Genomic DNA, 12,092 nt, shown 5'->3' with positions numbered 1-12,092 from the left:
CCACAGTCGCTCGGTCGCCCGACGGCGACAGCGTGTGACTGATTCCCAAAGCCGCTCTCACGCGCAGGACTTATCCCCTCTGCGCTGCGAGTGATATACGCGGGCTCGTAGATCAGCGGTAGATCGCTTCCTTCGCAAGGAAGAGGCCCGGGGTTCAAATCCCCGCGAGTCCACTACACCGTTTCTTTCCCGCGAACTATCCGGTTAGTCGCCGGTATTGCGGTTCTCTCGGGAACTTTCTCGCGCACGGGTAGCGAAAATTTCGCCGTCTCAAATCGAATTGATTCGGCGGAGGAATCCACCCGGTCACGTCCTGCGATTTTCGCGAAGGAAGCGCGAGGTGGTCGCGCGTGAGCCAGCCGGCAAGCGCGGACCGGCGTGCCGATATCGAGACGGCCGTGCGGAACCGGTCGCAGTACGCCGACACCCTGCATCGGCCTGACCCGGAGACGGGCGAGCCCCAGCCGGCGTGCGTCGAAGCGGAGTACCGAGACGACGCCGAGTTCACGGACGTTCCCGTCGCGGCGTACCCCCACTACAGCCTGTGCGGGAATCCGGAGTGTTTCGGGAGTGAGTGGTGGTGAGGTACCAGTCGTCCCTCTTCGAGTACGAGGAGGACCTGTCGGCGCTGTCGGACGCTCAGCGGGAAGTGTACGAAGCGGTCGAACAGGACGGCTACGGGATGCGGGAGTACGCCCGCAAGACCGGCCGGTCGGCAGGTACCGTGGGCAATCTACTCCGCCGGGCTCGCCGCCGTCTCGACGGAGGTGAGAGCGCGTGACCGACGGTCGAGATCGGGCGCGTACCTCGCATGAGTTCTGGGCTGGAGCGGCCAGCGGGTCGTCGCGGAAGATGCTGGCCCGCGCCCAGCGATGGCTGGAGGGCCCGCGGCCGTCGCGGATCATGGTTAACTATCAGACCATGCTGAACGGGCGGGACTCGCGGTGGCGCGACTACGACCTGTTCATCGACCCCGGCGCCTACTCGATGTTCGCTCCGCCCGAGAACGGCGGCCAGGGGCTGGCGGAGTACCCCGAATCAACCGAGTCATACCTGTACGACATCGGGCAGATACAGCCTGCGCGCTACGCGTGGCGTGATTACGTCTGCGAGGATGACGTACGAGAGTTCCATGACTGGAGCGTCGAAGACCAGCAACAGCGAACGCTGGAGCGTCATATCGAGTGTGCGAACCTCCACGACGACCTGGGAATCACCGCCGAGCCGGTCGCCGTCGTTCAGGGCTGGGAGCCGGCAGACTACCGGCGACACGCCCAGCAACTCCGCGACCACGGGCTGGCGACGGAGAGACTCGGTATCGGGACGATGTGCGGGCGCGACGATACAGAAGCCTGTGAGGAGATCGTCGCTGCCGTCCGCGAGGTTCTCCCCGACGTAGAACTGCACGCATTCGGGCTGGACAAGCGGTGTTACGACAGCGAGTTCATCATCGAGGAGATAGCTTCGACGGACTCGCTGGCGTACTGTTACCGCTACCAGCGCCCTGCGGGGTGGTCCCGCTGGGAGTACATCTTCAAGCTCTACCTGGACCACCGCGCCGCCTGGGACGACGCGGTTGGTGGTGCGGAGTTCCGGTCGCGGGAGAATCGTGATCGCAGTCAGTCCTCGCTGGAGGGGTTCGCGTGACCGAGTTCGTCCGCGCCTCGCGACTGTACGACGTGGAGGCGGGCGAGCGCGTCCGCTGGGACTGGAGCGGTCAGCAACCGGTCGCAGAAAGCGAGGCGCGGGTCCAGCGCGCCGTCGCTGAGTCCCACTACGAGGGGTGAGGGAAGTGCAAACAATCCGACTCGCCCCACACGAGTTCAACGCAAACCTGTTGTTTAATGATAACGGCCTCGCGCCGTTCTTCGGGCTCGATAGCGTCGTCAAACAGGCCGGTGGCTCCCGTCGAGAGGAGTTCCACGCCGACGGTGAACAGTGGGTCGCCCGGCTGTCCTACCAAGAGAGCAACATCGTTCACCCCGGCAGTCAGACCCCACAGGGGACGGGCTTCCGCATCGAGACGATCCGCGAGTACCGTATCAAGGTGATGCGCCATCCGTCCGAAGATTCAGTCGGCGAGCAGGATTTCACGGCCCACGTCGCACCCCGCTGGCCGGGGATGAAAGGCGAGAAGGGCGACGGAACGCGCGTCGAGATTCCCGTCCCCGACGGATTCGGCGAGGGGATCAACGTCCGGGTGAAAGGGTCGAACATCGCGTTCGAGCGCTACCCGAAGCTACTCCGGCGAGCGGCCGGCGTGCTCGGTATCGCAACGCGGTACTTCGAGGACCCACACCCCTACTCGAATATTCAGGACGCCGAGCGATATGCGCGCGTCCACAGCGACGCCAGCGGTCCCGTGCACGCCCGCGACGGCCCGCTGGCGGCGATGGGTCACCTCTTGGAGAGCGACCGTTCAGGCTACCGCAAGGTCGTCCAGAACGACGACGACGAACATGGCCGGAACCTACCCGGATACTATCACACCGCGACGCTCGATGCCGGCCGCGTGCGAGAGGCGTTTCCCGACCACGCCCTGCCGAAAGAGGTGAAACACTACTACGCCCGCGAGGCGGTATCCGTCCCAGACGACCACCCGCTCGCGCATCCGAAGATCGGCGCGTCCCTCCAGGTGTCGCTACTCGACCGCGACGAAAGCGTCCGCTGGCGCGACCTCGATAGGCTCCGGCGAGAGTTAGACCAGACCGTGCTGTCGGTGCTGGCCGACGCCGGCCTCGACATCGCGCCGAGCGATGGGCATGGGCCGTTCGTCGCCGATGCCTACTTCGAACCGGCTGTCGACCAGAGCGGGCCCGACCCCATCGGACTTGACCTAACGCGGGTCGAACAGTCCCAGGAGAGCGTGGTCGTGCGCCACCTCGCAGACGGCCTCTCGCCCGTGCAATGGGAAGCGATGGAGACGCTGGTGACAGACGGCGGGCAGATAGCTCCGGTGGATATCGCGGACACTCACGGCCGGCACGTTGAATCTGTCCGGCGGGCGCTCCGGGAGATGGACGATCTCGTAGAGCGAGAGTATGCGTCGGTATCGTTGCGTTCGGAATACGTCGCCGAGATGGTTCACGCCGCTGTCGACGAGGCGCGCGACAGTCTAGAACGCGCGGTGGACGCGACGGCGAAGGCGATGGAAGCCGCTGAGCGTGGGCTGAACGAGACGATGAGCGCGTTCATCGCGTGGGCTGCTCGCCACGGTGTCGACGTAGACGACGCTCGCGAGGCCAGGATGACGCTCCGGTTCAAGGGGACGGTCGCGAGCAACGTGGGCGAGTCGATTCGAGAGGGGTTCCGCGTCTGGAAGGACGCGGGGATGCCCGAGCAGCGATACCGCGAGGCGCAAGTTCGGTTCGGTGACGGCTCGATCAGCGACGCCTGGCGGTTCCTGAACACCGGGTAGCAGCCCGCCTGAGTAGAGGCATCACTGTCGTTCGTCCCTGTTTTCCGGGTACTATCCAACTGAACTTGTGTCCCACAGCGGTGATTCCGCAACCTCGATTGTCCTCGTCGAGGCCGGCAAGCGCCAACTGGGCGTCGCCGCCGCGACGGAATCCAACCCGGGGGGTTTGGTTCCGTCTTAGGGGTGTGGCTAAGGCCACATCATCAAAATACACCGCGTTAATTCTGACGGCTATTCTTCAACCCTGATCGTATAGTCCGCTATATCGATTTGCCATTGACTGCATTATGAGGTCTTCAGATGCCCCTATGTCTCTAAGGAGAATTGTTTCCATCACCAGTCTGAGTCGTCTCATTAGTATAGATACTTCTGAGTTATCCACTGATTCTATCCCATGAGCGATCTTGTTCCGATGGTTCCTTGCCTTAGAGACCGTGGCTTCAGTTTCGAAAAACAGGTTAAATATGTCTTCTTCAGACTCAATTAGCGCTTCTAACTTCCCCTTTAGAGAAGGTTCGTTGACAACATTCTCTAATAATCCATACATTTGATTTTGCAAGGGAGAACCATCCGGAACTAAATCAAGAATATCTGATTTTAATTCACTAAACTCTTCATCAGAAACAAAAGATGCATCCTCAAAGTGGGCGTCATAGTAGGATTCAAGCGCGATTACGATAGTCATGAACTTCAACCGAGGGGTGAGTTCTGGCCCATGCAGTAAGAGATCATGTTGTTCATGAAACACAGGAGCATCAGCCCGGTGATCCAACCATTCATTTAGGCTTTCGTCAAAACCAATTTCACTAGGACTGAAGATATTGAAGCGAGACAGCTCAGGACTGCTCCCATAGTTTGGAATTGTCCAGTAAGCCCTGATTGGATTTGCTCTCTCCTCATCGTCATAAAGAGAAATTTTTTCGGGATATACACCTCTCCCAACCCCAAATGACACATATCTTAGGACATCCATTGCCATGTCGTAGAGATCATGAAAGCCTTCATCTCTACTGGGGTGTATATTAATACCGCCAACCGATTCTAGTTCTACAGAATATGGGGTTCCAGAAATTGAGGTTCCAGTTGATAACTCAATCTCCGCCCCGGGCAGGTCTGCTGTATACGATTTTTTCGGAGTCACAAAATATGCAGTGTCAACCTCTTCGTGAACCTCATCAGAATCCTCCAAAAACTCCGTATCAATAACTGGTCGAACCGTTGACTCGCCAATCCATTTGTGTAGATCTTCGATACCCAACCACATTCGACTGAATTCTTTGTCCTCTCCGAAGTGTTCACCGACAAATACACCAGCAGCAATATATCCTTCTGCTACAGGCCCTTGTCCGAATTGAGCAGAAACCTGTAAACCGTTCAAAATGGTAACTTTATCACCGTCTGCGAGATATCCATGAAGAACCGGTACTCGATTCTCAACTTCTTCCTCAAATGGATGCGTAACTTCTGGTTCATCAGATGCGAGGCGGCCATTTAGTGATAGTTCAACGCCTTCCGTAGGCGAATACTCAATTTCACCACTCACTGTCTCACTAGGATCATCAGGAAGCCACCAGTCACCAAGGTCAGAGAATTGCTCCATGAATCTCTCTTATTTTGTAATAAATTATACTTTGTGGGGACAGTTGGTAGGACTCTTTACAGAATGGGCACAGAATCTCCGTTTATAGAGCGCCAAAGCGCTCTTCTTCAAAGGGGCATAAGCGTCAAAAAATATTACTAATCTTGACTTTCGCCTGTCTGCTATCGCGATGTTTTCCGCCGCCGTGCCAATGTAGTTGTGGGAGTCGAGAAGAGTGACGCATCTTCCACTTCAACACTTCTACCCCCCGACCACGGACTCGATACGGCGCAAAGACGTACCACCCATTCGCCTCTCGTAATTGCTCGTGATACTCCTCGTAGATCTTGAAGTTCCCTGGCTGGCCATCTGCGTGCCGCCGCTTTGCTGCTTTGTACGTGTTTAGCCCCAATGAATTTCGCCACTGTCTCGTAGCAGGCGACCAACCGGGGGTATATGAACCCTCAGCAAGGGCTAATTGAACTTCTCCAGGGATGGTCTCCGCTCGGAGACCATCCCGGTGACCCTGCTGAGGGACCGCTGAGGTGGTCATAGTGGATCGAGATGACCTCAGCAAAGACGAACTTCTCTCGCGGTTTCTCCAGATGGAAGAACGAATCAACGATCTTGAGGAGAAGCTTCAGGAGAAAGACGAACGGATCGAAGAACTCGAAACACGGCTTCGCAAATACGAGAATCCACATACACCACCGAGTAAGCGACGGTCGGGGACTGACGAGTCCCCGACCTCGCAAGATGACGAAGACGACGATGTCAGAACTGACGGCGGCACTCCCGGACGAAAAGACGGTCACGAGCCAGAGTGGCGCTCTACCGCTGATCTGGACGAAGAAGTTGAGGTCACCCGTGACTGCTGTCCAGAGTGTGGCCAACACTTCGACGAGTCGGTGGGCGTCAGCCCCCGACTCGTCGAGAAGATACCAGATCCACAACCACCAGAACTCACGCAGTACAACCGCCACTGCTACCGATGCGACTCCTGTGGAACCGAGACAGTCGCTACACACCCCGACTGCCCCGATGAGGGGCAGTTCGGGGTGAACGTTATCGCCCAATCAGCACTATCGCGGTACGATTACCGCCTTCCCTATCGGAAGATTGCAGACCGTTTCGAGCAGCTACACGGACTGGAGTTGTCAGGTGCGACTGCGTGGCACGCGACCGAGCGCGCTGCGCGCGCCGGTCGCTGTGAATACGAACAGATCCGTCGCCAGATCCAGCAAGCCGACGTTGTCCACATCGATGAAACAGGCATCAAGCGAGATGGTGAGCAAGCATGGATCTGGACGTTCACCACCGAGAACCACACGCTCTACGCGGTTAGAGAGAGTCGTGGAAGCGATGTTCCCGCGGAAGTCCTCGGCGAGGACTTCGCGGGAACGGTCATTTGTGATGGGTGGACAGCCTATCCAGCCTTCAGCGACAATCTCCAGCGGTGTTGGGCTCATATTTTGCGAGAGGCTGAAGATGCCGCTGAGAAGCAACCGGAAGGCGAACCGATCTACGACTCTCTCAAACAGTTGTACGTCGCTCTCCAGACCCGGCTGGAGAGCGACTTGACCATTCGTGAGCGAGCAGAGCTCCAGCGTGTGGCGCGGAGAGAGCTTGAATCACTGATTGAACGGTCAGTTCCCGACGGACCAGTGGCAACACTACTCGGAAAGATCGAAGGTGGCCTCGACCACTGGCTCACCTTCGTCGGTGAGCCAGCGGTCTCTCCGACGAACAATGCCGCCGAAAACGCGCTTCGTGAGCCGGTGGTTCTCCGGAAACTGATCGGAACGCTCCGCAATGACCGCGGGATGTTCGTTCATGAGACGGTGCTGTCCCTGCTGGCGACATGGCGCCAGCAGGGACGCAATCCATACGACGAGCTCAAGCGAGTCTCCCGGAACAACGAGATGATTTCACGAGATCAGGCTGTGCCGGCCGTTGAGTCCTCGGGGTAAACACGTACGCTGCTTTGATTTCGACAGGCGTTCCGTCCGGCCGGAGTGCATCGTGCCAACTACTCCGTTCGAGCTCTAGACGGTACCGTTCGACGGCCTGTCTCTCGACGAGCGTCCCGTAGTGGTTCGCGCGGTGAGACGGCATCTCTCACGCGCTCTGCGCGCTCGTCGCGCATCTTATATATAAACCGGCCCGCCCCCATCCTGCGTCCGGCCCATCGGTCGCTCTCGCTCCTGAAGGGACGAGAGCCTGCTGTGGGCCAATACTATAGGGGGGACGGTTGCGCTTTACACGTTCACATCCCGGCGCAGTCATGCGATTACAGCCTCCACCTGCGAAACCCAATCTGCCTTCTCGCCGCCTTTCTGGTAGTCTTCGAACCAGTTTTTACAGGTAGTATGGCTGTACGGTACGAATTTGGCGGTTTCGCGCGGACTCATATCTCGGTTTTCCATGCACTCGCGGATGGTCCACATCGAGATTTGCTTTACCCGGTCTTCGTCCATCTCGGCGCCACCGTCGCCGCTCGGGCGGTTCCACGACCATTCGCTCGCTTCCTTGTCGTTGTATCGCCAGTCCGTCGGCGGGACGCCCTCAATCTCGTACTGAATATCGGCGAGTTGCCCGCCCTTGATACTATCCGCGACGACTGCCTTTTTCTTCGAGACCTTCTTGATGATGGTCCCGACGCGCCAGAGAAGCGGGTGAATCGACTTCTCGCCGTGCGCGATGTAGATGAGCGCCCCGCCGTATTTGCGGATGAGATAGACTAACGGCGCCATTTTCTGCTGTACCTCGAAGCCCTGTTCGCCCTGGCCGCCGGCGGAGACGGAAAACTCGTCACCGAGAAACGTCTTCGGGCTCTGTTCATTCTGGAGTGGGTCGCCCTCGTGCGTGACCCACTCTTTCAGCGTCGGATAGTTGGGAATATAGCCGTCTCGTGCCTCTCCATACTCGTCGATCCACGGGTCCTTTTCTTGGAGACTGCGGATGTTCGTCCCGACGAGATGGTTCCCGTCGACGAGATCGTCGCGGCGCTGCGCGAGCAGGTTGGCGAAGTTCGTCTTCCCCGCGCCCATCTCACCGAGCACGATGATGACGGGCGCGTCGCCGGTGACGAGGTCGTCAATCTTCCCCATCGCCTTCAGGCCGGAGATATCGGCCTGCTGGCCCTGGTCGCCGGTCTGGTGCTTGAGCGTCTGCATGTCGCCGTTCTGGAGCGCTTTGCGACCGGCGTCGGTGGCCTCGACGCCGGTGATATCGCGCCACTCCTGGAGGTCGCGCGCCTGGCCGGGCATCTCGCCGGGCCGCTCGGCCTCCTGGGGGTCGTAGTGCATCCGCGTAACCGACAGGTACCGCGAGAGCTTCGGATCGCGGACGAGTCCAGTGTGCGGGTCGGCCACCGGGTCTCTGTGCCCATGCCCATGCAGGTGCTCGCTGTACTGTGCTGGCGTGTAAACGTCGTTGTCATCAGTCATCGGCGTTCACCCTCTCTCTGTCGCGTTTCGCTTTCTCTACCTTCTCGTCCAGCCCCTCCTCGGTCCGGGCGCCGGCGCCGGTGTAGTCGTCGATGCTCGGCATCTCGTCGGCATCGAGACTCGGGATATCTTCGTCGTCGCCGGACACCTCCTCGAAGACGTCGCGGCCGCTCGTCCGGTCGAGAGTGACGCCGCGCTCGCGCGCCTCGGCGAAGTCGTTCACGGTTTTCTTTTCGTACTGCACGACGCCGCGAGACCACTTCGCGCGGGTGTCTGCGAGCTTTTCAATCTGGTCGAGCATCCACCCGTGCATATCCACCATCATGGATTTCGAGGTGTACAGTTGGGTGTCCTCTAATCCCGACAGCCAGACGCCCTTTACCCGCAGTTCGTCGATATCCTCCATGTATTCGTACTCTTGAACCGCCCAAGCGGTTCCCCCGTTGATGGGGTACGGGTCCGGCCCGTCGACGGTCTTCTCGCGCCAGGTCTGCGGCGGGACGTAGTGCTTCTGGATATCGTCGCCGTCGGTCCCGCGGGCGTCGACGTGATGCACCTCCTCCCAGTTGCGCCGGCGCAACCAGCGGGCGATCGCGACGCCGCCGAGGTAGCACGGGATGCCGAGCACGAGCCAGGCGACGATCGTCGCGCCCACCCACACCGGCGGCGTCGGAATCGAGGGCTGGTAGTAGAGGAACAGCGCGATACTGCCGAGTATCAACCCCGTCACGAGGTATTTGAACTCGGCGACGAGGTAGACGATGTGGTCCCATCGCGAGTTGAACGTCGGCGCGGGTCCGTCGGCCATCAGGCCACCTCCGGACGACCGCGCTCGCCGCGCAGTTCGTTCCACCCGGCGATGACTACCCACACGAACGCGACGATGACGCCGATGAGAAGCGCCTGGAGCGGTTCAAGCTCTCGGATGATATCGAGGCCGCCGCCGCCTTCCTTGACGATGACGCCGTACAGCGGCGTGTTCTCCGTCCCGATGACGACGGCCGCGCGGCCGTTCACCTCAGTCACCGGTATCTGGACGGTAGAGGTCTCGCCGGCGCCGAACGACTCGGTGCGAGTCTCGCCTTTGCCGCCGCCAGTCGAGAGGAACCCGCCGTCGGAGAACACGATGTTCTGCACGATCTCCGAGCGGATGGTGACGCGGGCGACGCCCTTCTTCGGGACGTACTCGCTGGCGACGATCGCCGTCGCCGAGTCGATCCGCGTCGCGTTGCCATCTGACTCCGGCGCCGGCGGTTCTGTGGGCATGGGCGTCGCGGTCGCGGTGCCGTTCCCGCCGAGAGAGATGTTCGGGAGCGAGATGTTCCCGCCGCCGGTCGCGTTCGCGAGCCACCGGCGGGCCCGGTCGGCCTGCTCGCCGCCGCGCTCGCTGCCCTCCGAGCGGACCCACTCGGCGACCGTCCGGACGTCGTCGACGGTCGCGTTCTCCGGGTCGACGTCGTCGAGGACGTCGTCGGCGCTCGGCCGGGGCGTCCCGGTCGGTGTCGGCGCCGCGGTCGGCGTCGGCGTCGCCGTCGACGAGCTCGTCGCCGGCGCCGGCGTCGCGGTCGTCGTCGAGGCCGCCGACGTCGTCGTCGTCGCGGTGGCGGTGGCGTTCGTCGTCTCGGTACTGTTCACCGTGGGCTGTGGGCTCGCCGCGACGCCGCCGGTCGCGACGGTCGCGAGAGCGAGCACTGTCAGCGCTGTGAGTACGGAAAAACGCATTCGTCGGCTACCTCCGGCCGCCGTTGTTGCTCGCGACGATGATGACGACGGCCACGCCAGCGACTGCGACGAGGGCGAGGCCCCCGCTACCGCCGCCGAGGAGGCCGCCGCCGCCGGTCCCGCCGTTCATGTTGTCCTCGCGGGCTTCGATTTCCTCACGGAGGAGCGTCAACTGTTCGTTCAATTTCTTGATATCGTCGGCAGACGTGGTTTCATACGACTTCTCGACGATTGTGAAGTTCGTCCGCGTCTTGCCGTGAACCGTCTGGATTCCGTGGAGCGTGAAGTTCTGTTTCAACTCCCGCACCTCCGAATCCGTCGTGATCCACTGGGTCCCGTTGATGTTCGCCGGGTTGTAGGTCGTGTTGACGGCGAACTCCCCGCTCGGTGGGTTCTCCGCCGACTGGATGATGCCCTGGAGATTCGTGCCGTCCTCCAGGGTGACGTTCATGTAGCCAGTCTGGTCCAGGTCGGTCGGCTGGTTCGTCCCGAGCATCGCCAGGGTCGAGGCCGCCCACCCCTGATAGTTCGAACCGGGGGAGAACTCGTTTTGCAGAGTGAAGGGGTCAACGAGGTCGGAATTGTTGATTTCGCCCGCCTGATACTGGTCGTAGGTCTGATTCACGACCGTCTCCATCTGACCGAGGGTGCTGGTCGTCTGCGTGTCGATTTCGGTCAGTTGGTCTGCGTAGCGGTCGAAATTCGCGTAGGGGAGATAATCGTGATTCTTCGTCGGCGGCAGGAACTCGATGCCGTGCATAGTGAGTTTATCGCCAGTCCCGCTAGAGTCGGGGTCGTAGGTGTACGAGCCGGTAGAGGCGCTGAACGTGTGCGTCTTCGACGCTGACCACGAATTGTCTGAGTTTTCTACGTGGTACCTGATGTCAACCGTGGAGACTTCGACGCTAGAGCCGTTCTGAAGCTGGTACGAGGTAGAACCGAACCCCGTGATTTCCAGCGTGGTCGTGTAGCCGTACTCGAACGAGTAGTTGAACCCGATCACATCGTCCGCCGTGACGCCCGTGGTCGAGTTTGCGAGTTGCTTCAGATGCCACAGATGAGACACCTTAGCGTTCCACTCGGCGATGTGGTTGCGCTCAATCTTCGAGTAGTACTCCGAGATGTTCTGCTTCGCTTCGGCCTCCGCAGTGGTTTGCGACCCGAGAGCGTTCAGCGAGCGGATGTACGCCGCTTTCCCCTTGATGAGCGCGACCGTCTTCGTGTCCTGAAGACGGTTCTCCATCATCGTCAGGTGGTTCTCTCCAGCATCGGCCTGTGCAGCCGCTGACTGGTAGATTTCCAGTTTCGTCTCGTTGGCGTCGAGATTGGTCGTATTGACCGAGGTCGATTCGGGGAGCGCGTTGCAGTCCGTGATCACAATCGCCGGGTTCACCGTCTGTGCCATCCGCTCAACGGTGTCACAGTTAAAATCTCGGTCCCCGCTTGACGACGTGAACACGTCTTTGTTCCGCCAGTCGACGCGCTGGAACGCTTCGCCCGTGCCGATTGTCACGTCCGAGGGGACGCCAGTTCCCTCGATTTCGATCGTCACGTTGTTGTACGCCTTCGAGTTGCGGTAGGCCGGAAGGTCTGTCCCCAGGCCTGCGGCGGTGTGGGTGTCCTCGTAGACCAACCGCTGTCCTCCACCGGGGCCGGGGTCCACCCTAATCCGGACGGTGAACTCGCCAGTCACGTTGCTCAGGTCCATCGCGACGTACTCCGCGCTCGACGCGTCGACCGTCTTCGAGACGTTCCCTGCGGCGGCGAGTCCCGGAAGCACGGCGAGTCCGATTGTACTACTGAAGACGATGAGGACGGCCAAACTGAGGGCCTGGAGTTGTTTCTTGGACATTTTGAACCTGTCGAGGTTCATGGCGTGGTCACCCAGACGAACGCGACGGTCGCCGCGACGGTCAGCAGCGCC

General features: G+C 60.3%; 11 protein-coding genes and 1 tRNA gene. 7 read left to right on the top strand and 5 right to left on the bottom strand.

The window, feature by feature from the left end; all coding sequences use genetic code 11:
• The first annotated feature begins 101 nt into the window (after window positions 1-101).
• The 6 genes from PSC72_RS02930 to PSC72_RS02905 all read left to right on the top strand — a co-directional run bounded on the left by PSC72_RS02930 (window position 102) and on the right by PSC72_RS02905 (window position 3,418).
• Window positions 102-173, top strand: a tRNA-Ala gene (locus tag PSC72_RS02930).
• 177 nt (window positions 174-350) lie between these two features.
• On the top strand, window positions 351-584 hold the full coding sequence (locus PSC72_RS02925; protein ID WP_274324400.1) for a hypothetical protein: 234 nt from the start codon (window positions 351-353) through the stop codon (window positions 582-584).
• Window positions 581-781, top strand: coding sequence for a sigma factor-like helix-turn-helix DNA-binding protein (locus tag PSC72_RS02920; RefSeq protein ID WP_274324084.1), 201 nt, complete (start codon window positions 581-583; stop codon window positions 779-781). The genes PSC72_RS02925 and PSC72_RS02920 overlap by 4 nt, the downstream gene beginning before the upstream one ends.
• Window positions 778-1,647 (top strand): deazapurine DNA modification protein DpdA family protein, encoded by an 870-nt coding sequence (locus tag PSC72_RS02915; protein ID WP_274324399.1) that lies wholly within the window; start codon window positions 778-780, stop codon window positions 1,645-1,647. The genes PSC72_RS02920 and PSC72_RS02915 overlap by 4 nt, the downstream gene beginning before the upstream one ends.
• Entirely contained in the window at window positions 1,644-1,787 is a 144-nt protein-coding gene (locus tag PSC72_RS02910; protein WP_274324398.1) for a hypothetical protein, read from the top strand. The genes PSC72_RS02915 and PSC72_RS02910 overlap by 4 nt, the downstream gene beginning before the upstream one ends.
• 5 nt (window positions 1,788-1,792) lie before the next feature.
• Entirely contained in the window at window positions 1,793-3,418 is a 1,626-nt protein-coding gene (locus PSC72_RS02905) for a DUF7845 domain-containing protein (RefSeq protein WP_274324397.1), read from the top strand.
• A 238-nt stretch (window positions 3,419-3,656) separates the two neighbouring features.
• Here PSC72_RS02905 and PSC72_RS02900 read toward each other — a convergent pair whose 3' ends face one another.
• Window positions 3,657-5,018: an ApeA N-terminal domain 1-containing protein gene (locus tag PSC72_RS02900; protein ID WP_274324396.1), complete on the bottom strand. Its 1,362-nt coding sequence runs from the start codon at window positions 5,016-5,018 to the stop codon at window positions 3,657-3,659.
• Window positions 5,019-5,602: 584 nt separating this feature from the next.
• Between PSC72_RS02900 and tnpC the strand changes: the two genes are divergently transcribed.
• Window positions 5,603-6,967, top strand: a complete 1,365-nt coding sequence (gene tnpC / locus PSC72_RS02895) for an IS66 family transposase (protein WP_382261839.1) — start codon at window positions 5,603-5,605, stop codon at window positions 6,965-6,967.
• A 312-nt stretch (window positions 6,968-7,279) separates the two neighbouring features.
• Here tnpC and PSC72_RS02890 read toward each other — a convergent pair whose 3' ends face one another.
• The 4 genes from PSC72_RS02890 to PSC72_RS02875 are packed head-to-tail and all read right to left on the bottom strand — an operon-like array spanning window position 7,280 to window position 12,041.
• Window positions 7,280-8,446, bottom strand: a complete 1,167-nt coding sequence (locus PSC72_RS02890; RefSeq protein ID WP_274324395.1) for a hypothetical protein — start codon at window positions 8,444-8,446, stop codon at window positions 7,280-7,282.
• A complete protein-coding gene (locus PSC72_RS02885) occupies window positions 8,439-9,254 on the bottom strand; it encodes a DUF2062 domain-containing protein (protein ID WP_274324394.1) in 816 nt (271 codons plus the stop codon). Before PSC72_RS02885 ends, PSC72_RS02890 begins: the two co-directional genes overlap by 8 nt.
• A complete protein-coding gene (locus PSC72_RS02880) occupies window positions 9,254-10,168 on the bottom strand; it encodes a hypothetical protein (RefSeq protein WP_274324393.1) in 915 nt (304 codons plus the stop codon). Before PSC72_RS02880 ends, PSC72_RS02885 begins: the two co-directional genes overlap by 1 nt.
• A gap of 7 nt (window positions 10,169-10,175) precedes the next feature.
• Complete coding sequence (locus PSC72_RS02875) at window positions 10,176-12,041, bottom strand: hypothetical protein (protein ID WP_274324392.1); 1,866 nt, start codon at window positions 12,039-12,041, stop codon at window positions 10,176-10,178.
• Window positions 12,042-12,092 lie beyond the last annotated feature (51 nt).

The sequence above is a fragment of the Halosimplex aquaticum genome (genome assembly GCF_028747785.1).
GTDB lineage: Archaea > Halobacteriota > Halobacteria > Halobacteriales > Haloarculaceae > Halosimplex > Halosimplex aquaticum.
This window is presented reverse-complemented; position numbering and strand designations above follow the sequence as displayed.